The following is a 21165-nucleotide window of genomic DNA, read 5'->3' on the forward strand; positions in this document are numbered from 1 at the left end:
TAATTAAGAAAAAAACCGGACAAACATACTGGCTTAAGGAATAATTTCCTGAAACTAGCGATGTTTATCCGGTTTGCTATAGAAAATTATTCTACGTCTTTTGATTTACGAGCGCGTCTTCCAGGATTGTTCGCATCAACTGCTTCCTCTCCGTTATCCACAGCCGCTTTAGCAGCAGCAGCTTCTTTTTCGACGTCATCTTCTTTATCACGTTTACGTTCGTCTAATCCTTCTTGGATTGCTTGTCCGATTACGTTAGCGATTAAGCTGATGGATTTAGTCGCATCATCATTCGCTGGAATAGGGAAGTCAATGTTCGTAGGGTCAGAGTTTGTATCTACCATTGCGAAAGTAGGGATGTTCAATTTCATTGCTTCAGCAACAGCGATGTGTTCTTTTTTCACATCAATGATGAATAAAGCAGCAGGTAAACGGTTTAAATCAGCGATACCTCCTAAAAGGCTTTCTAATTTAATACGCTCACGTTGAATCATCAATTTTTCTTTTTTAGATAATACATCGTAAGTTCCATCTTTTTGCATTTTGTCAATGTTTGACATTTTTTTGATGGATTTACGTACTGTAGCGAAGTTGGTAAGCATACCACCTAACCAACGCTCTGTAACGAAAGGCATGTTTGCAGCCTGTGCTTGTTGAGCAATGATTTCTTTCGCTTGTTTTTTAGTCGCTACGAATAATACTTTGCGACCAGATTTAACGATTTGTTTGATAGCTGAAGCAGCTTCGTCCAATTTCGTTAAAGTTTTATTTAAATCGATAATGTGAATGCCGTTACGTTCCATGAAAATGTACTTAGCCATTTTCGGATCCCATTTACGAGTAAGGTGACCAAAGTGCACACCTGCATCCAATAAGTCTTGATAAGTTGTTCTTGCCATTTTTTGTGCCTCCTTAGATTAACGTTTACTGAATTGGAATTTACGACGAGCTTTGCGACGTCCTGGTTTCTTACGCTCAACCATACGGTCATCACGAGTTACCAATCCTTTTGCGCGCAATGCTGGTTTAACTTCTGGGTCAAGTTCTACTAATGCTTTCGCAATAGCTAAACGAACAGCTTCCGCTTGTCCTTTGACACCACCACCTTGAACGTTAACTTTAACATCAAAATTTGCAACAGCTTCAGCAACACTTAATGATTGTGTTACGATATATTGCAAAGGCAATGTTGGAAAATATTCCTTGTAATCTTTACCGTTTACGGTAATGTTACCGCTACCAGCGCCTAAGTAGATGCGGGCAACAGCAGTTTTTCTTCTTCCTGAAGTATTAGTTGTTGACATGTCGGTTCTCCTTAAAATTTAACTGGTTTTGGATTTTGTGCCTCATGCTTGTGTTCGCCACCAGCATAAACAAAAAGATTTTTAAACAATTGACGACCTAAACGATTTTTAGGTAACATACCGCGTACCGCTTTCTCAACGATGCGCTCAGGATGTTTTGCCAATAACTCTTTTGGAGTCACGAAACGTTGACCACCTGGATAACCTGTGTAGCGAACATAAGTTTTGTCGCCCATTTTGTTTCCTGTCAATCTAATTTTGTCTGCATTGATAACGATTACATTATCACCGCAGTCTACGTGAGGGGTAAAGGAAGGCTTATTCTTTCCGCGAATAACTTTCGCGATTTCACTAGCCAAACGCCCCAAAATCTCGCCTTCAGCGTCAACAACGATCCATTCCTTGGTAACGGTGTTCTTGTTGGCAGAGACAGTTTTGTAACTTAACGTATTCACTTGCTTTTGATTAATTATTTATAAAATTATTTTATCCTACTGTACTCACTACAATTAGGACTGCAAAGGTATGAAATATATTTATTGTAAAAAAATAATATCTTCTAAAATGTTATACAGGTTTATACGTTATTTAATCGTACATCTGTGTCCTTCGCAATTTTGATTTAACAATTATTAAGGGTTGTTAAATTAAACTTAATGGAATTTTAGTCATCTTTGTTAAATTAGATGAATTGTAAACGTGAAATTCATCGAAATAAATAATTCAAAAATTCAGTTTTTTAATGAGTAAAAATAAATATTTCAGTTTAGTAGTCGCCTTTTATGTTTTCTTGCAATTAAGCAGTTTAGGTAGTGTAACAGCGCAACAGCTCGAGAAGCCTTACCATAATAAGTTAATGCAGGTAGAAGAGCGGTTGAAAACTGGGGACATTCCCAATGCATTGGCCACGCTTGATGAGATTTTGAAAGAATATCCAGATGCTTCCGAGGTTCATTATGCGAAAGCATTGATTTATGGACAAGGCCGTGATTTAGACACCGCGATTCCTTCGGCCAAGTCGGCTTATGAATTGGAGAAAACCAATTTGCTTTATTCGAATTACCTGATGGAATTGTACAAAAGTAAAGGTGATTTCGCTTCTGCCATATTGTTAGTCGATGAACTGATTGCGCTTAATCCGAGCATTTCGCAATTAAGACGTGAGAAAATCATGTTGCTCCATACCAGCAAGCAATCTGAACTTGCCTTAAAAAGTTACGATGAAGCGGTCGAAGTATTGGGAGAGTCGGATACGATCGATGTATTAAAGGCTGAAATCCTAGTCGATTTGAAGCGCTTGGATGAAGCTAAAGTTATTTTGGTGAAATGGCAGAAACAGGCATCTCCAATCCGTCAGGTATATAGCACATTGGGATACATCTATCTTCAGGAACAAAATCCTAAACAATCGGTAATCGTTTTGCAAGAGGGTCTCAAAAATTCAAAAGATGATTTGTTATACCTCGACTTAGCTGACGCAATGATGGCGAGCAAGAAAGAAGTTCAGGCATTTGATGCCTTGAAAATGGCTTTCAAATCGGATATGGTCGAATACATTGACAAACATCGGGTCATGCAATCGGTCATTAATGGACAAAATAAATTGACGCTTGACCAAAAGCAAGAGCTTGCAAATATATTGGTGCTAAAATATCCACGCATTGCCGATAGCCATGTATTCAAGGGCGATGTGCTTTGGATAAAGACGCAATTGTCGGAAGCCCGTTCGCTGTTTTTAACTGCTGTAGGGATTAATCCGAGACACGTCGATGCTTGGAGAAAGCTGATTAACGTCGAATTGTCGATGAGTGATTTTAAATCTGCTATCGCGCATGGACAAGAAGCAATGCATACAAATCCAAGCAGTGCTATTCTTACGTACTTTACAGGAATAGCCTACATGCTTGATAAAGATACGGCGCAAGCTAGAGAATACCTTGAGCAGGCATTAAATTTAAGCACCAACGAAAATGAATTTGTTCAATCGATGATTTATGGTTCATTGGGAGATTTGTACCATGAATTGAAAATGGTTTCTGCATCCGACGTGGCTTATGAAGAAGCGATTCGTTTGGATGAAGAAAATGTGTCGGCGCTGAATAATTACGCTTATTATTTGTCGTTGCGGAAACAGGATTTAGGAACAGCTGCGCAACATGCTAAGCGAGCAAATGAGATTGACCCGAATTCGGGCACTTATCAAGATACCTATGCTTGGGTGTTGTTTCAGCAAGGAAATTATCCGGAAGCGTTAGTTTGGATTGAAAAAGCAGTAAGAGGTTCAGATGTGTCGGCGGTATTGTTCGAACATTATGGAGATATTTTAATGAAAAATGGGAGAGAGAAGGACGCAATAAAGCAATGGGAAAAGGCATTGACTTTAAGCTCCGGTGATACAGAACAAAATCAAAAAATTAAATTAAAGATTAGTGAGAAAAAGTATATTGATTAAAACCGCATTATTTTCGCTGATGATTGTGCTCTTGAGCGGATGTCATTCAAAGAAAAATGCAGCATCAAGAAAAAAGAATATGTCAAAAGGTACGATAGAAAACAACAATGTCATTAAGACGTTTGAAGTAAGTAACCTGAATTATTTTACGTTTTCGGGTAAAGCTAAAGCTAAAGTTTCGTTGAATAAAGCATCTCATGATGTGACGGCAAATATTCGCATCCAAAAAGATAAAGCAATCTGGATTTCGGTGACTGCTTTATTGGGAATTGAAGTTGCGCGTGTTTTGATCACTCCGGATAGTGTCAAAATCTTGAATAAACTGCAAAGCACCTATATCAGCAAACCTTTCAGTTACATCTATAATTACACAAGCGAAGGCGTTACATTTGATATTCTGCAAGATTTATTGGTCGGAAACATTTCTTCGAATTTGTTAAGGACCGAAAATGTTCAAGTTGCTTCAAGCGAGGATGATGTACAGATTATTGGAATCAAAGATGATTTGACATTTAATTATGGCCTAAATGAAAGTCATAGGCCTTACCTGTTTAAATTGACTGAAAATGGCGTAAATCAAAATATGGAAGCAACGTATAGAAATTATACAACAGTAAATGGGCACGGATTCCCGCAAGTATTTTCGTTGCAGGCGCAAGGAGACAACATCGAAGTTAAAGCTAATTTGGAATATAGCAAGTTAGAATTTAACGAAAATGTGGAAATTCCTTTCGCAGTTCCGTCGCGATACAAAGTAATAAATTAGTGATACAAAGATATTAAATTCAGTTTTTTTACTTTCGTATTGTGTATATCCTTATTTTTGAAAGTTTTAAAACCGAAAAAGAAATTAGTGCGGTTCATGTATTTTAAAAAAATAGTAGCAAGTATAAGTTTATTGTTTCTCTGTGTCGGAATTACTTTTGCTCAAAGTAGTTTGGAATTAAAGAAACAACGAGAGAAGATAGATTCTGAAATCGCTGAACTTCAAAAAATTATTCGAGCGAAAACGCAAGAAAAATTATTATCTCAAAAGGAGGTTTCTGCATTAAGCAGGCAGTTAGACCTTCGGGAAGATAAAATCAGCACCATCAATTCAGAATTGAGGGTATTGAACAATCAGATTTCAAAAAACAACCAAGCCGTCTCCTCGCTAAAAGCTGAATTAGAGAAAATGCGTAAGGATTACGAAAAGATGATTTTGTTCGCTTTTCGCAATAAGAACGCATACAATAAGATGATGTTTATTTTTGCATCCAAAGATTTTAACCAGGGCTTTAAGCGTGTGAAGTATTTACAGCAATTCAATGATGCGCGTAAAGTTAAAGCTGGTGAAATTGAGAAAACGCAAAAAGAAATTGAGCTTAAGATTGCTCAACTGGAACGCGATAAGCAAACACAAAATGCTTTGTTGAAGGAACAACAAGCGGAACGTGCTGTAATTGCCAAAGACCGTTCGGAACATTCAAGGGAGTTAAATCAATTAGCCAAAGAAGAACGTACATTCCGAGGTCAATTGACCAAGAAACAACAGGAGCTTAAACGACTGGATGCAGCAATCAAGAATGCTGTACGCCGCGAGGTGGAAGCTGCTAGACGTGCAGAAGAGGAACGCGTTCGTCGTTTGGCTGAGGCCGAAGCGAGAAGAACAGGAAAAACGGTAGAAGAAGCTGAGAAAACAGTAGAAAAGAAAACGGGTTCTGCGGTATTAAATGCAACACCGGAAGCGACAAAACTTTCTGCAGATTTCAAAGCCAACCGAGGCGGATTGCCTTGGCCAGTTTCGCAAGGGAACATTGTTGCGCGTTATGGTATGAATACGGTGGAAAGAGGCGTGCGTGTATTCAATGATTACATCACGATTCGTACGGGCGATAGTGCTCCAGTCAAGGCTGTGTTCTCAGGGACTGTTACAGTAGCGATTATGATGGGTGGAACAGGAGCGGTTGCTGTGCAGCATGGAGAGTTCTTTACGGTGTATTCGAATTTAAAATCAATATCCGTTTCGAAGGGACAAAAAGTAAGTACAGGTCAATCAGTAGGGGTTGCGGGAGAAAATTCAGATTTAGGATTCTCCACAATTGACTTAACGATTTACCAAGGTACGAACGCTGTGAACCCTGAAATTTGGATTGGGAAATAAGAGTAATAAAAAAAATAGTTATATTTGTTAATATGTGCTTAGCAGTTTGCTAAAAGCTATAAATTTAAAAGTTATGTATACATCAGGGTTATTATTTATTGGAACTCAAGAAATTATCATCATAGTGGTATTGGTTCTATTGTTATTTGGGGGTAAAAAAATCCCTGAATTGATGCGTGGTCTAGGTCGCGGTGTGAAGGAGTTTAAAGATGGTCAACGTGAAGAGCCAGCAGAACATAACAGCAACAACAACACGACTACACCCAATAATGATACAGTTAACAATCAACGTTAATTTATCATTCTAAATGATACGAAAGTTTCATTAGGTCTAAGGACTTAATGAAACTTTTTTATTTATAGCATTTCTCAAAACCAATAGTTGGAATAATCTATGAAAAGAACATTTTTAAAAATTTTAACCGTATTATTTGTTTTAGTTGTCCAAAAAGTAAGTGCTCAGGAAATCGCCGAAGAATCTGGAAGCGGCGTTTTTCAAAGCATTATTTTGACCAATGTAGAGAAGCAAAACGAAATTATCTACAATCACCTCGATTCGATTAAACAACATGCTCAGAAAGAAATTTCATTTGATGATGAAGACGTGATGATTGTCAAACGTCTGCAAAGAATCCAAAAAACGGTTCCTTTAGAATACAATGACCAGGTGAAAGCTTATCTGGAAAAGTATGTCTCAAGAAATTACAAACCTTACATAGAGAAGCTGCTAGGTTTAAGCCAATTTTATTTTCCGATTTACGAAAAGATTTTTGCGGAAACTGGACTTCCCGATGAAGTGAAGTATTTATCAGTAGTTGAATCATCTTTAGACCCTAATTTGGTGTCGACCTCTGGAGCTGTAGGCCCATGGCAATTCATGTATCCCACGGCTAAAATATATGACCTTTCGATGAATACCTATGTCGACGAGCGTAAAGATGCGTATGCAACTTCATACGCGGTTTCAAAGTATTTGTTTGAGGCTTATGATGAGTTCAACGATTGGTTGCTGGCTTTGGCCTCATACAACTGCGGAAGAGGTTGTGTGCGCAGAGCGATTGCTCGTTCAGGAATTAATCAGCCAACTTTTTGGCAACTGTCATCTTTCTTGCCACAAGAAACGAGGAATTACATTCCGAAATTCATCGCAATGACTTATGTGCTTAATCACAGCAACGAATACAGCTTAGAAATTCCAAATTCAGAAATGGCTATGGATTACGAGGTATTGATGGTCGATAAGCCCGTAAATCTACAGCATGTTGCCTCAGCCGTTAATTTACCGCTGGATATTTTAAAGAAGTTTAATCCTTCTTACAAAAAGAATATTGTGAATGGTTCTGTGGAATTGCCTCAACGCTTGTTGTTGCCTCACGAAGGCAGTTTAAATGATTCGTTAGTTTATGCCGCATTGAATTCTCCGGCAAATCTTCCTGTAGCATTTGAATATGCTTCCATTGAGAAAACGAACCAATACACTAGCTCGACGCATAAAGTTAGAAATGGTGAAACATTGACTGCTTTAGCCGATAGATATGGCGTTTCTGTTCAAGAGCTTCGTTCTTGGAATTCATTGACATCAAAGAGCTCAATAAGCGGCAGAAATTTAGTTGTCCGCAAGCCTGAAAATACTCGATTGGCGAGTAAACCGGCGACGAGCGCGAAGTACATTACCTACGTCGTGAAAAAAGGAGATACCTTGTCAGGAATTGCCAGTAAGTATAAGGGAGCGACTGTAACGAAAATTAAGTCGGATAATAATCTGCGAAATGCAAACCTTAGAATAGGAACTAAATTGAAGATTTCAAAAAGCTAGACTTTTTCGAGCCATAAATAGGTAAAGAAGATGCTGCTTAAATCAAATAAGCAGCATCTTCTTCGTTATCGAATTCTTCAAGAACAACTTCTACATGTTCTTTTAAAATGGTTGATAATTTCAGTCCATAATAATCACTGAAAATAGGGAATTTATGATGGCTTCTGTCAATAAGGACAGCTGTGCGCATTTTCTTTAAAGGAACATCTATAAAAGCTCCTAAACCATACGCAAGCGTCCTTCCGCTATTCAATACGTCATCGACAAGAATAATCACTTTGTTTTTTACGCTTTCTATTGGTTGGTCAGTTTTTGCTTCCAAGCTTCTTTTGTTTTTCACAACAGAAACTTTTAACAAATCAATTTGCTTTTCAGGTGCAATCTCTTGCAATATTTTTTGTAGGCGCTGCGCAAAAAAATAGCCTCTTTCAGCAATCCCTACCAACGCAAATGATGGCTCATCAAAATTGTCTTCGATAATCTGATAAGCTATTCTCAAGGATTTTTGTTTAATCTGTTCTTTATTTAGAATTAACGTTTTCTTTGTCGACATACGGATTGTTTGAATTCTCGTAAAATTACTAATTCATTTTTAATTAAACCTACATGATTTCAGATTCTGAATAGCAAAATCGATTTGTTTCTGTTTTTGAATTGAATAAAATGGGCATAAAAAACGGGATTATCTTGATGGATAATCCCGCTGTATATTTTTTGAAACGATTGTTTCGCTTAGTTCAAATTATCTTTATCGTTTTTAGATATATCTGCAGTCATGATGCGGTGCTCTTCATCTAATTTCGGACGTCCGCCATTGTAGTAATATCTTTTCCAATAAGCTTCGTTCAGGTTACTTACCATTACACCTTTGCTTGATGAAGCATGTGCAAATTTGTCATCTCCTAAATAAACACCAACGTGCGTAATGCTTTTGCTTCTGATTTTGAAAAATACTAAATCTCCCGCTTGTAAATCATTTTTGCGTACTGGAGTAACATTTGTGTATTGATTTCTGCTGTTATACCCGATGGTTGTATTGAATACATTTTCGTACAAAGCCAACGAAAACTTAGAACAATCAATACCGCGTTTAGAATCACCACCTAAACGGTATGGAGTTCCTAACCATTCGTACACAAATTGATAAAGTTTCGTATTAGTTGTTGCGTTTACCGCAACGCCCATGATTTGAGAGAAGTATTCTTTTGCTAAATTATCAGGGTCAGCTGATTTTGTTTGATTATTTGTTTGTGCCTGCGACACTAGACATAAGCCTATGAAGAGCATTCCTGCCACTAGTTTCTTTGTATTCATTTAATCGCTTTTATTTACAAAAACTTAGTTCTGATTTCGACAAATTGCTCTGTTTTTTATTAGAACTGAAGCGAATGTACTACATACTGTCTAATTTTCCAAACAAAAGCTCATTTCTTTAACAAACCTTTAACATTTTTAACATTTGATTTTAACGTTTATTGACACAACCTTTCGCTGAGCAATGCTTCAAAAGATTGGTCTATATGTCAATTATTCAATCAAATCGACTATAAATTGCCAAAATTTTAAATATTTTTTATTTTTAATTCATTAATTTAATTTATTAGTCTATATTTACGGCAGAAAAGATAAATATGAATTTCAACACAATTACTATTTCTATTATTATTACTACCGGAAAAATTTCTCGGGAAGGTAATTCTAGTGTATAGTAAAAAGTACAACATAAAGAAAAGCCTTCCCGAAACGGAAGGCTTTTTTTATTTCACAATAAAAACGAACATAACAGAATGAAAGTATTAAAATTCGGAGGAACATCAGTTGGGTCAATAGAAAGCATAAATGCTGTATTGGATATTGTCCAGAAATCATACGAGGCTGGAGAAAAACCGCTTGTAGTTTTGTCGGCAATGTCGGGAATCACCAATCTCTTAACGAAAATGGCTGAAGATGCTGCTGTCGGAGTTGCTTTCGATGATGATTTGAAACAATTAGAGCTGAAACATTTTGAAGTTGTCAAGGCTTTGCTAGCTGTTAAATATCAAAATCCGGTATTCACGAAGTTAAAATTGCTGTTCAATGAGCTGGAAGAATTGCTTCAGGGAGTTTCAGCGCTTAGAGAAATCAGCGTGCAGAGCAAGGACTTAATCGTTTCTTATGGTGAGCGCTGTTCAAATTACCTGGTTTCCAAAATCATGGAACAATATATTCCTGAATCGCTATTCATCGATGCTTCTCATTATGTAAAAACAGATTCTAATTTCGGCCATGCCCATGTGCTGGAACCCTTGACTACGCAGTTGATTCAGGCTTTAGCACAATCTCATTCTGATAAATTGTTGTTCGTTACTGGATTTATCGGTTCCAACGAAAAAGGAAGAATCACAACCTTAGGGCGTGGCGGTTCGGATTATACAGCTGCTATTTTTGGTTCGGTTTTAAATGCAGAAGCAATTGAAATCTGGACGGATGTCAACGGAATGCTTACTGCGGACCCTCGCATCGTGCGCAAAGCTTTTTCTTTAGCTACGCTGACGTACACTGAAGCGATGGAGTTGTCGTATTTCGGCGCAAAAGTAATTTATCCGCCAACGATGATTCCTGCATTCTTAAAGAAAATCCCAATCGTTATCCGAAATACGTTCCAACCTGAATTTCCGGGTACGGTCATCCAGTTCGAATCTGATAAATCAGCTTATCCAATCAAAGGCATTTCATCCATCGCTGATATTTCAATCATCAATTTGAGCGGAAGCGGAATGATTGGCAAAACAGGCTTTTCAGGTCGTTTGTTTACTTTGTTAGCTCGCGAGCAAATCAATGTGATTTTAATTACCCAATCGTCTTCTGAACATAGCATCACATTTGCGGTCAATCCTGAAGACGCGAACAAAGCGTTGGAGTTGATTTCAGCAGAATTTGAATTGGAACTGGAAGCCAATAAATTATCCATTCCAGAAGTTGAAGAAAACTTATCCATCTTGGCAATCGTTGGCGAGAACATGAAGAAAACTCCTGGCATGTCAGGCCGTTTGTTTCATGCTTTGGGAAGAAATGGGATTAATGTGCGTGCAATTGCACAAGGCTCATCTGAATTCAATATTTCTGTGATTATTTCTAAAGACGATTTAAGCAAAGCCTTGAACGCTGTGCATGATGCATTTTTTGCTGAATTAAAGAAAACCTTGTACGTTTTTAGTTTGGGGACAGGAAATATTGGAAGTACTTTATTCAAGCAGTTGCACGAACAATATGATTTTTTATTGAATAACAATGACTTGGATATTCAAGTTGTCGGGATTTCCAACTCGCGAAAAATGTTATTTGATGTGCAGGGAATCGACTTGTCCAATTGGAAAAACCTATTGGATGAGCATGGGGAAGTTGCAGATTTAGCAAATTTCGTTGAAATCATGAAAATGATGAATCTGCCAAATTGTGTTTTCATCGACAACACCGCTAGTAAATTGCCTTCATCTTATTATGAAGATATTTTTAAATCGAATATCTCGATTGTTACTTGCAATAAAATTGCGAACTCTGGTCCTTACGATCAATATAAATTATTGCATGATACAGCAAGAAAACATGGTGTCGATTTTTATTATGAGACAAATGTTGGTGCCGGTCTGCCAATCGTGAGCGTGCTGAAAGACTTGATGTTAAGCGGAGATAGGTTGCTAAAAATTGAAGCGATTTTGTCCGGAACTATTTCGTACATCTTTAATAATTTTGTTGGCGAAGCATCATTTTATGATGTAGTTAAGCAAGCGCAAGAATTGGGATATACCGAGCCTGATCCTCGTGATGATTTGGGCGGAGTTGATTTTATGCGCAAGATGCTGATTCTTGCTCGTGATGCAGGAATTCAGATTGAAGCTTCTGATGTAGATTTAGGAAATATTTTGCCGGAATCATGTTTGAAAGCAGAATCAGTCGAATCGTTTTATGAGGAATTGCTGAAAGCGAATGGGTATTTTGATGAACTGAAGAATAAGGCACAAAGCGAAAATAAGGTCATTCGATACATCGGGAAATTAGAAAATGGAAAAGTTTCCATTGTATTGGAGTTTGTAGATGATAAGCATCCATTTTATGCATTGTCAGGTTCGGATAATATCATTTCATTCACAACAGAACGTTACAAAGAACGTCCGTTGGTCGTGAAAGGTCCTGGTGCTGGTGCAGAAGTTACTGCCGGTGGCGTGTTTGCAGATTTAGTAAATGTTGGTGCATAATAGTATTTATAATGGAATTACAGAAGAGAAAGAATCAATTGGATTTTTCTAAAATAGAAAATGAGATCCGTGTTTTTGCGCCAGCAACGGTTGCTAACATGATTTGCGGATTTGACATATTGGGTTTTGCCGTCGATGCACCCGGAGATGAAGTTGCGATGTATAGAACTACAGAGCCTGGCGTTCGGATTCGTTCAATCCAAGGAGATGACGGACGACTGCCTTTAGATCCAGACAAAAATACGGTCAGCGCTTGTGTCAAAATGTTGCTTCAGCATTTAGGTATAGAAAATGAATTCGGTGTGGAGATTGAATTGATTAAGCACATGCCAATAGGAAGTGGTTTAGGTTCCAGCTCGGCAAGCACAGTAGCTGGTTTATTTGCAATCAATAATCTTTTGGGAAATCCATTAAGCAAAGAGGAATTGCTTCCGTTTTGCGTGGAAGGCGAGCGTTTGGCTTGTGGCCACGGTCATGCTGACAATGTTGCTCCTGCTTTGTTTGGAGGAATTACCTTGATCCGTGGCTATGAACCCCTGGATGTGATTAAATTGCCTGTTCCGAATGATTTGTACGCTGGTGTTGTATTTCCAAAAGTTGATGTACCCACGCGTGATGCACGGCAATTGATCAAAGGGAAAGTGGCACTGAAAGATGCGGTCACTCAGTGGGGCAATATCGCTGGTTTAATTGCAGGATTGTACGAAAGCGATTATGACTTGATCAGCCGTTCAATGAAAGATGTATTGATTGAGCCCACGCGAGCAATCTTGATTCCTGAATTTTATGAAATGAAACAAATGGCGATGGATCTAGGAGCTTTAAGTTTTGGGATTTCTGGTTCTGGCCCATCTGTCGTTGCGATCACAAAAGACGAATCTATCGCCAAACAAATTACTGAGAAAATTAGCGCCCACCTAACGGCAAAAGAAATTGAAAGTTTACATTATGTGTCTGCTGTCAATACTGTAGGACCAAAAATAATCAACTAAAGCCATATGAAATTTTACAGTACCAACAATAAAAATCTACGCATCAATTTTGAAGAGGCAGTTTTTAATTCCTTGCCCCAAGACAAAGGTTTGTATATGCCCGAATATGTTCCGAAGCTAGATCCTTTTTTTATCAAGAATATTCAAAACTATTCGTTCCAAGAAATTGCTTTTACCATTGCGAAATCTTTTTTACAAGATGACATTCCAGAACAGGATTTGAAGAAAATCATCAACGAATCGGTTAATTTCGATGCTCCGGTAAAATTCCTTTCTGCCGATACCGCAGTTCTGGAATTATTTCATGGCCCATCGTATGCATTTAAAGATTTCGGCGCACGGTTTATGAGCCGAATCATGGGTTATTTCTCGAAAGAAAATGATGCACTTTTGGATGTGCTTGTTGCTACTTCCGGCGATACGGGAGGAGCTGTAGCATTGGGATTCTTAGGCATTGCTGGAACGAGAGTAACCATTCTGTATCCAAAAGGAAAAGTATCTAAAGTTCAAGAAGAACAATTGACGACAAATGGCCAAAATATTCGCGCTTTGGAAGTTGAAGGAACTTTTGACGATTGCCAAGCTTTGGTGAAGCAAGCATTCAATGACCCAGAATTACAGCAAAAATTAAGGTTGACTTCGGCGAATTCGATTAATATTGCACGATTAATTCCACAAACCTTCTATTATTTTTGGGCTTATGCCCAAGCTAAATCTCAAGGAATTCACGAGGTTGTTTTTACCGTTCCCTCCGGAAATTTTGGAAATATCGGTGCAGGACTGTTAGCTTACAAGATGGGTTTGCCCGTTAAGCATTTCGTTGCAGGGACAAATGTTAACGATACGGTACCGCGATTTTTAACTTCTGGAAATTATGAACCTAAATCTTCTACGCAAACATTGAGCAACGCGATGGATGTTGGTGACCCAAGCAATTGGGTTCGGATATTGGATTTGTTCGATAAAAATTTGGATGAGTTAAAGAGTATAGTGACGGCATACAGTTATTCGGACGAGCAAACGAAACAAGCAATGGATGAACTCTATGAGAAATTCAATTACATCGCGTGTCCGCATACAGCGATTGCTTATGTAGCTTCGCAAGACTATAAAAAGGATTTTCCTGGAGAATATGCATCCATCTTTTTGTCGACAGCGCATGCTTGCAAATTTCCTGACGCGATAGATGAAGCGGTTTTTTCTAAAATTGAATTGCCTGCTGATGCTAAAAATGACCAGAAAAAAGAAAAACTAGCAACTAATCTAGAAGTGGATTATGCTAGTTTCAAATCGTATCTTTTAAGTTAAATGCAAAGTCCCAAGATTTCAGATTCTTGGGACTTTGTTTTTTATTTTGTCACTGGAAGCTTAATGTCAATTTTGACAACCTCTCCAACTCCTTTTTTGATTAGATTGTAGTCTTCTCGGTTAATTTCAAAACTGCCTAAAAACTCGCCTGTATTTCCTTTTTCAGTAAATGTGAACGGAATTTTAACAGGTTTAGTTACGTCTTTTATTTTCAGGTTTCCTTCAACAACATAACCTGAAGCAGTTTTTGCAAAACTTTTTGAATTGAATGTGATGGATGGGTATTTCTCAACATCAAAAAAATCATCTGCTTTTGCATGCTTGGTTTTCATTCCCATTCCTAAATCAAGTGTATTTACATCTACTTGAACCTGAATGTTCGATTGGGCAAGATTTTTTGGGTCAAAAGAAACTTTTCCTTTCAATCCTCCTATTGTTCCTTTTGCTTTGCTCGTGTCAAACGCAAGAACATAGTCATTCTGTGAGATTTTCCATTCAGCATATAGGTTCACCGCATATGCAGATGTGAACAGGATAAAAATACTAAATAGAAGAATTTTTAATGTTTTCATTTTGATTTAATTAATGTTTATAGATATGTAAAATCGTTATGTAAATCTCGTTAATAATTTGATATTATTTTGTAAAAAATTTTAAACAAATTTTGTCAAACCTTAATGGTCTTTGAACTGAAGATGTTCCATTTCTTTGTTAAATAATCTTGCTTCGTTTACCATTTTAAAGCCGACCTGAATATAGAGTTTCTTTGCATTTGGATTTGATTTTTCGACCAGAAGGCCCAAAACTTGATTTTGATTGACCGCAAATTCTTGAATGCTAAAATTTAATAGGCTACGGCCAATTCCTTTTCCTTGTGCCTGTGGAAATACCGAAAGGGTATCAATGTAGATTTCTCCAGCCGATGTTTCATCTTCGAATTGTAGTTCACGCTTGAATTTTTCCGATAAATAATTTTTTATCGGCTCTCTAAGCTTGCTTAAATCCTTTCCATCATATAAAGTAATTTGACCTAAAATCTGCTTGTTCTCTTCCGCAACGTAACTGTTCTCATAGCTGTATTGGTTATTTTCTAAAGAAATAAAATGCATTAAAAAATCTTTCGCGTGCAGAGGATTTTTATCTCCAATAAAATAATAGACAATTTCATCCATTGCCAAAAGCATCAAATCAGCAAGTGCTGAAGCGTCGTTTTTAGTAGCTTTTCTTAGCGTAATCATAATGCCTAAATGTACAAAAAGCAGAATTGACTTTATAAATCTGGGGGTATAAATAATCAAAATAAACGTGTCCAATTTTTACCCACGTTTTTAAAACGTGTCCGTTTTTTGAATTTTTTTGGACACGTTATTTATTTTTTATAAATTGGTGCAAAGTTTTTAAGGCACAATGGATTAATTAAAAATCGAATTAAGATGGTAATAAATGTAAGGAAAGCATATAACAGCTTACCAAAACTTCCGCCAAAACATTCTTTGATTGAATCAATTGCTATTTTGAAACAAGAGAGCAAGTCGGCTGTTGCGTTGGCTGAATTAAAAGGTTTAGCAAGAACATTGCCGAATCAGAATATTCTAATCAATGCAATCGTGCTCAAAGAAGCTCAAGCGAGTTCGGAAATTGAGAATGTAATCACTACGCAAGATAAGCTTTACCAAGCCTTGTATGCAAAATCTGATAAACCAGATGTTGCGACGAAAGAAGTGTTGCGATATCGAGAAGCCTTGTTGATGGGAACCAAGTTGATTAAACAAAAGGAATTTCTGAACACAAATGGCATAATCGAAATACAAAAAGAGCTGGAGGAAAATGATGCGGGTTTGCGAAAATTGCCAGGAACTTCGCTTGTCAACGAATTTACAAACGAAGTGATTTACACGCCACCAGATAATTTTGATGTGATTAATGCTTTGATGAAAAATTTAGAAGATTTCATCAATATCGATGACGATACTTCGCCCTTGATAAAATTGGCCATTCAGCATTATCAATTTGAAAGCATCCATCCATTCTATGATGGAAATGGACGGACAGGAAGAATTATCAATGTGCTGTATTTGATTTTGAATAATTTATTAAACGAGCCCATTTTATATTTAAGTTCCTACATAATTCAAAATAAAGCAGATTACTATCGCTTGCTTCAAGAAGTTCGGACGAAAAAAAACTGGGAAGGCTGGATTTTATTTATTTTAAAAGGGATTGAACAGACAGCTACCGAGACAATTGAGACCATCAATAAAATCAATAGCTTGTTTTTAAAAAATCAAAAATTGGTTCAAGAAAAATTGTCCAGAATATACTCAAAGGATTTGATTGAACAATTGTTTATTCATCCTTATTGCAAGATAGAATTCTTGGTCGATTCGCTGAAAATTAATAGAAAGACAGCTTCCAATTATTTGAAAAGTTTGGTTGATGTGGGAATTCTTGAGCCGGAAACAATAGGTAAAGAAGTTATTTACATGAATGTGGAGCTCTATAATCTATTAAAAAGAGGCTCAAAATAAACGTGTCCACTATTTACCCATTAAATAAAAACGTGTCCAATTTTTTAATGTTTTTGGACGCGTTTTATAAACATGTCCAAAAATTGGACATGTTTATCCTTCGAATAAATGCATAAAAAAAGACCATCGAGCGATGGTCTTTTTCTTATTGTGATTGAAAATTATTTATCTAATTTTTCGAATTTATCGTAATCAATTTTCTTTGATTTCAATTTCACTGTTTGTTTCAAGTTATCAAAAACTTTTAATGCTTTTGCTTCTTCAAATAAACGGTTTGCTTGTTCGCGGTCTTGCAACAATTGAACAGCATATTGATTCAACTGCTCATCAGTTGGCTCATCGTTCATGTTGTACATTTTGATTTGAGAATAAATACGCTCTTTAGCTAGGTTAACAACTTCGTCGTATTTAACTTCTAAGTTGTTGCCAGTAATGATGCGGTTCTCGATAATCGTCCATTTCAAATTATTGATAAAATCTGCGAATCCTTCTTCTAACTCTTCGTCAGTGATTTTTGGATTTGTAGCTTTCAACCATCTTTTTAAGAATTCGTCAGGGAATTTTACATCTACTTTTTCCATTCCAAAAGTATAAATGTCATTTCTTAATTTCTGGTCAGAATTTTGTTTGAACAGATTTTCAACTTCTTCAGTAACTTTTTTAGTGAATTCTTCTTCAGAAGTTACTTCCCCTGCTGGGAATAGCTTATCGAAAAACTCTTGATTGATTTCAGACTCTTCCAAACGGTTGATGTTTTTGACCGTTAAGTCAAATTTGGTAACATCTAAGTTTTCAGCTTCTTCTTCAGTAATTCCTAAAATGCGAGCAAGGTCAGCAACTTTGAATGCTTTTTTTACGTCGATTTTAACAGTGTCATCGCTTTTCAAGCCTATCAAAGATTTTTTGATTTTAGCATCTTCGATTAAATCTGTACGAACTGAAGTTGTTTTTTCAATACCATCTTCTTTATCTTGTTTCAGCGTAGCATATAACACATCTCCTTCTTCTGAAGTTTCAGGATTTGTCATTTTGCCATAACTGCGACGTAAGTTTTTTACACGCTCTTCTAAAGTTTTAGCATCCGCTTTGATATCGTATGCCGTAAATTCAGTTTCTGCTGAAAAAGGAACTTCAAATTCTGGAGCAATACCAATTTCATATTTAAAATTGAATGTATCTGCATAATCCCAGTTGTATGTAGAAGCGTCAGTTTCGTTATCGATAGGCAAAGGCTGACCTAAAACTTCTAATTTATTTTCTCCAATATAAGACGCGATTTTATCATTCACGATCTTATTGATTTCATCGAATAAGATTGATTTACCATAGGTTCTTCTGATATGACCTACAGGCACCATTCCAGGTCTGAAACCAGGTAATTTCGCTTTTTTAGCTTGATCTTTGATGATAAGATCAACTTGTGGGTTATAATCTTCAGGAGCTAAATCAACGGTGATTACCGCGTTTACGTCATCGATGTTTTGGTGTGTAATATTCATACTCTCTTTTTAGTAATATCGCATTTATAAAAAAAAACCTCCCGATGTTCTGTTCGGGAGGAAATCAAGTGCGGAAGAAGGGACTCGAACCCCCACGCCTCGCGGCGCCAGATCCTAAGTCTGGTGCGGCTACCAATTACGCCACTTCCGCAGTTAGGATTTTTATTGAGCCACAAAGATAGAAACCTTATGCATATCTTCCAAAATTTTTTTTCATAAAATGTAAATTACTTTTGATTAAAAGTATTGTCAAGAAAAGTGTTGATATTTTATGGCTTGACAATTAGCTGTTTGTGGATTTTTGATGATTAGCGATATCATTTATTAGTCTTAATGAGCGTATCTCAAATACATTGATTGACCTTGAGTAGCCACCAATTAAAAGAAAATAATAAAAAATATCATTTTTTTCTTGGAGGATTATTTATTTATTCATTACTTTGAAAAACAAAGTACTTTATATGAATCCAAACGATTTAACTAAAGAAATTCAACAGATTCGTTCCTTAATGGAGCGTTCTTCCAAATTTATTTCCATCAGTGGACTTTCGAGTGTGCTGATTGGAACCTATGCATTAATAGGTGCGGGGATTGCTTATGTATTGGTTTATGGATTCGATAGTGAATTTTCGTATCGCGACCATTACATTACAGATAATGGCCTCTTGCTTAAATTGTTTTTGGTTGCATTGTTGGTGTTGATAGTGTCATTGGCAACAGGCATTATCATGGCTAAGCGCAAAGCGAAAAAATTAAAACAGCCGATTTGGAATGCGACTAGCAAATCTTTGCTATACGCAGTTTCTATACCCTTAATAACAGGCGGGATTTTAGCGATGATTTTTATCTCGAAAGAATATTACATCCTTATCGCATCAACGTTGTTGGTGTTTTATGGTCTTGCTCTGTGCGCAGGTTCTGTTTTTACATTTCCTGAAATACGCTGGTTAGGGATTTTTGAAATCATATTGGGATTGTTAGCTTTGCAGTTTCCAGGCTATGGATTGTGGTTTTGGGTTGCAGGATTTGGGTTCTTGCATATCATTTATGGAATTATTGTACATAATAAATACGGCTCGTGAGTTTAGATTTATCGTTATATGATAAGATTTTAGAGAATAGAATACGGCTACAAATTATGGGAGTTTTGGTGGCAAATGAATCCTATGATTTTAATTCGCTGAAGGAATTGCTTGAAGCGACCGATGGCAATCTGGCTTCAAATCTGAAGACTTTGGAGAAGGAAAGCTACATTTCTGTCGAAAAGTCATTCATTGGGCGTAAGCCCAATACCAAATATTTAGTCACAAAAAAAGGCAAAAAGGCATTTGAAAACCACATTACTTCATTAGAAAATTTAATTAAACAACAATACAAATAAATTTTTTTTACCCAATTACTTTGAAAAACAAAGTACTTTTAATAAACAAAAAAATGGAAAATAGACCACAAACATTCTTAGAATCAGTCACCAATTCGGTGTTCTTGAAATTAGCGATTATGCTAATTCTCACGCTTCTATTATTAATCCCAATGAATTTGGTGAATGATTTGATTCGCGAGCGAAATGCTAGAAATAAAGAAGTTAGCAAAGAAATAACATCCAAATGGGGCGGGAATCAAGTCATTTCGAGTCCTGTAATTGCTATACCGTACAAAGTATTTGTTAATAAGCAATTGCCAAATGATAAGAACGAATATTATACAGTCGTTGAAGAAGATAAGGAGTGGATTTTTCTTTTGCCTGACCATGTGCAGATAAAAAGCCATGTCAATCCTGATATGCGAAAAAGAGGGATTTATGAATCGGTTGTCTACACTTCGGATATCAAATTAACCGGCGATTTCCCCGAAATTGATTTAAGCAAACTGAAAATCAAACATGATAACATCGACTGGGGAAATGCAAAAATGGTTTTCGGTATTACCGACTTGAAAGGACTTTCGGAATCTCCAGAAGTTCAGTACGGAACAGATTCATTTGTTATGAATACCAATCTATCGGAATTAAATTTATTTGAAAGTAACCTAATCACCGATTTGGCACTGACCGATGCGTCGAGTACAAAGAAAAGCTTTTCGATTGACCTGAAAATTAGAGGTTCGCAATCGTTGAATTTCTTTCCTTTAGCAAATCAAACAACAATTCAAGTCGATGGAAAATGGAATCACCCAAGTTTTAATGGTGGGTATCTTCCCGATGAACGATTGGTTGAAAAAGACACGTTTTCAGGAACTTGGAATATCCCTGTTTTCAGCCGGAAATTTTCACAGCAGTGGAATGGAAGCGCTTCGCGTTTATATGATACATTTGTCGATTCTGACCAAAATTTGACCGATTTTCCAGAGCCAAAGACGACGACTTCAAGCTCGGTTAGTTCGAGCGATTTTGTGAGCATTGATTTTCTTCCAGATGTAGATAATTACCAAAAAACTACACGCGTGGCGAAATATGGAATTTTAATCATTTTGTTAACCTTCGTGTCGTTATTGTTCACGGAACTCTTGAAAAAACAACGCATTCATTTAATTCAATATGTTTTAATCGGCGCAGCCATGGTCTTGTTTTATTCCCTTTTATTATCGATTTCAGAACACTTAGGTTTCAACTGGGCATATGCTATCGCGGCCGTTGCAACGGTTATATTGATTGCTTCGTTCATTGGCTCCATCACCAAAAATTCAAAAACAGCACTGGTGTTTGCCGGTATTCTTTCTGGATTCTATGGATTTATCTACATGTTATTACAGCTTCGTGATTTTTCATTGATTGTCGGAACCATTGGTGTCTTTATTATTCTAGCTGTGTTAATGCGTTTGTCGACGAAAGTCAATTGGTATCAGTTTGAACAGAAATAATAAATAGGATGATGGTGATGAGAAGGTCG

General features: G+C 36.8%; 20 protein-coding genes and 1 tRNA gene. 12 read left to right on the plus strand and 9 right to left on the minus strand.

Annotation, left to right across the window (positions count from 1 at the left end; all coding sequences use genetic code 11):
* Window positions 1-86: 86 nt before the first annotated feature.
* Genes rpsB through rplM form a run of 3 tightly spaced genes read right to left on the minus strand, consistent with a single transcriptional unit; the run spans window position 87 to window position 1759 of the window.
* Entirely contained in the window at window positions 87-899 is an 813-nt protein-coding gene (rpsB, locus tag C4F49_RS11345; protein WP_196935956.1) for a 30S ribosomal protein S2, read from the minus strand.
* Window positions 900-917: 18 nt separating this feature from the next.
* Window positions 918-1304: a 30S ribosomal protein S9 gene (gene rpsI, locus C4F49_RS11350; protein ID WP_196935957.1), complete on the minus strand. Its 387-nt coding sequence runs from the start codon at window positions 1302-1304 to the stop codon at window positions 918-920.
* An 11-nt stretch (window positions 1305-1315) separates the two neighbouring features.
* Entirely contained in the window at window positions 1316-1759 is a 444-nt protein-coding gene (gene rplM / locus C4F49_RS11355) for a 50S ribosomal protein L13 (RefSeq protein WP_196935958.1), read from the minus strand.
* A gap of 287 nt (window positions 1760-2046) precedes the next feature.
* Here rplM and C4F49_RS11360 point away from each other — a divergent pair, with 287 nt between their 5' ends.
* The 5 genes from C4F49_RS11360 to C4F49_RS11380 all read left to right on the plus strand — a co-directional run bounded on the left by C4F49_RS11360 (window position 2047) and on the right by C4F49_RS11380 (window position 7715).
* Window positions 2047-3756, plus strand: a complete 1710-nt coding sequence (locus C4F49_RS11360) for a tetratricopeptide repeat protein (protein WP_196935959.1) — start codon at window positions 2047-2049, stop codon at window positions 3754-3756.
* Window positions 3734-4522: a lipoprotein insertase outer membrane protein LolB1 gene (gene lolB1, locus C4F49_RS11365; RefSeq protein WP_231388281.1), complete on the plus strand. Its 789-nt coding sequence runs from the start codon at window positions 3734-3736 to the stop codon at window positions 4520-4522. Before C4F49_RS11360 ends, lolB1 begins: the two co-directional genes overlap by 23 nt.
* Before the next feature lie 171 nt (window positions 4523-4693).
* Window positions 4694-5899 (plus strand): murein hydrolase activator EnvC family protein, encoded by a 1206-nt coding sequence (locus tag C4F49_RS11370; protein ID WP_231388282.1) that lies wholly within the window; start codon window positions 4694-4696, stop codon window positions 5897-5899.
* Window positions 5900-5972: 73 nt separating this feature from the next.
* On the plus strand, window positions 5973-6194 hold the full coding sequence (locus C4F49_RS11375) for a twin-arginine translocase TatA/TatE family subunit (RefSeq protein WP_231388283.1): 222 nt from the start codon (window positions 5973-5975) through the stop codon (window positions 6192-6194).
* A gap of 99 nt (window positions 6195-6293) precedes the next feature.
* A complete protein-coding gene (locus C4F49_RS11380) occupies window positions 6294-7715 on the plus strand; it encodes a LysM peptidoglycan-binding domain-containing protein (protein WP_196935961.1) in 1422 nt (473 codons plus the stop codon).
* 37 nt (window positions 7716-7752) lie between these two features.
* Here C4F49_RS11380 and C4F49_RS11385 read toward each other — a convergent pair whose 3' ends face one another.
* The gene (locus tag C4F49_RS11385) at window positions 7753-8268 is read right to left on the minus strand and encodes a phosphoribosyltransferase family protein (RefSeq protein WP_196935962.1); all 516 of its coding nucleotides are present in this window, start codon (window positions 8266-8268) and stop codon (window positions 7753-7755) included.
* 179 nt (window positions 8269-8447) lie between these two features.
* A complete protein-coding gene (locus C4F49_RS11390) occupies window positions 8448-9029 on the minus strand; it encodes a C40 family peptidase (protein WP_196935963.1) in 582 nt (193 codons plus the stop codon).
* 473 nt (window positions 9030-9502) lie between these two features.
* On the opposite strand from C4F49_RS11390, the gene thrA reads away from it, so the two are divergent.
* From thrA to thrC, 3 genes are read left to right on the plus strand one after another with little or no spacing between them, the layout of a single operon-like run.
* Window positions 9503-11950 (plus strand): bifunctional aspartate kinase/homoserine dehydrogenase I, encoded by a 2448-nt coding sequence (thrA, locus tag C4F49_RS11395; RefSeq protein WP_196935964.1) that lies wholly within the window; start codon window positions 9503-9505, stop codon window positions 11948-11950.
* Window positions 11951-11961: 11 nt separating this feature from the next.
* Window positions 11962-12942 carry a homoserine kinase gene (locus C4F49_RS11400; protein ID WP_196935965.1) on the plus strand — a complete coding sequence of 327 codons (981 nt, stop codon included), beginning with the start codon at window positions 11962-11964 and terminating at the stop codon, window positions 12940-12942.
* Between the two features lie 6 nt (window positions 12943-12948).
* Entirely contained in the window at window positions 12949-14250 is a 1302-nt protein-coding gene (gene thrC / locus C4F49_RS11405) for a threonine synthase (protein ID WP_196935966.1), read from the plus strand.
* A 41-nt stretch (window positions 14251-14291) separates the two neighbouring features.
* Here thrC and C4F49_RS11410 read toward each other — a convergent pair whose 3' ends face one another.
* Both C4F49_RS11410 and C4F49_RS11415 read right to left on the minus strand, forming a co-directional pair.
* Window positions 14292-14822, minus strand: a complete 531-nt coding sequence (locus C4F49_RS11410) for a YceI family protein (RefSeq protein WP_196935967.1) — start codon at window positions 14820-14822, stop codon at window positions 14292-14294.
* Window positions 14823-14924: 102 nt separating this feature from the next.
* On the minus strand, window positions 14925-15488 hold the full coding sequence (locus C4F49_RS11415) for a GNAT family N-acetyltransferase (protein WP_196935968.1): 564 nt from the start codon (window positions 15486-15488) through the stop codon (window positions 14925-14927).
* A gap of 195 nt (window positions 15489-15683) precedes the next feature.
* Between C4F49_RS11415 and C4F49_RS11420 the strand changes: the two genes are divergently transcribed.
* On the plus strand, window positions 15684-16778 hold the full coding sequence (locus C4F49_RS11420; RefSeq protein ID WP_196935969.1) for a Fic family protein: 1095 nt from the start codon (window positions 15684-15686) through the stop codon (window positions 16776-16778).
* A 161-nt stretch (window positions 16779-16939) separates the two neighbouring features.
* Here C4F49_RS11420 and C4F49_RS11425 read toward each other — a convergent pair whose 3' ends face one another.
* Together C4F49_RS11425 and C4F49_RS11430 are read right to left on the minus strand one after the other, a co-directional pair.
* Window positions 16940-18277, minus strand: coding sequence for a trigger factor (locus tag C4F49_RS11425; RefSeq protein WP_196935970.1), 1338 nt, complete (start codon window positions 18275-18277; stop codon window positions 16940-16942).
* A gap of 69 nt (window positions 18278-18346) precedes the next feature.
* Window positions 18347-18428: transfer RNA gene (locus C4F49_RS11430), tRNA-Leu, on the minus strand.
* Window positions 18429-18738: 310 nt separating this feature from the next.
* On the opposite strand from C4F49_RS11430, the gene C4F49_RS11435 reads away from it, so the two are divergent.
* Genes C4F49_RS11435 through creD form a run of 3 tightly spaced genes read left to right on the plus strand, consistent with a single transcriptional unit; the run spans window position 18739 to window position 21136 of the window.
* Entirely contained in the window at window positions 18739-19359 is a 621-nt protein-coding gene (locus C4F49_RS11435; RefSeq protein WP_196935971.1) for a hypothetical protein, read from the plus strand.
* Window positions 19356-19658, plus strand: coding sequence for a winged helix-turn-helix domain-containing protein (locus C4F49_RS11440; RefSeq protein ID WP_231388284.1), 303 nt, complete (start codon window positions 19356-19358; stop codon window positions 19656-19658). The genes C4F49_RS11435 and C4F49_RS11440 overlap by 4 nt, the downstream gene beginning before the upstream one ends.
* 53 nt (window positions 19659-19711) lie before the next feature.
* Complete coding sequence (creD, locus tag C4F49_RS11445) at window positions 19712-21136, plus strand: cell envelope integrity protein CreD (protein WP_196935972.1); 1425 nt, start codon at window positions 19712-19714, stop codon at window positions 21134-21136.
* Window positions 21137-21165 lie beyond the last annotated feature (29 nt).

Origin of the sequence: Sphingobacterium hungaricum, assembly GCF_015210005.1 — a bacterium.
Classification (GTDB): Bacteria; Bacteroidota; Bacteroidia; order Sphingobacteriales; family Sphingobacteriaceae; genus Sphingobacterium; species Sphingobacterium hungaricum.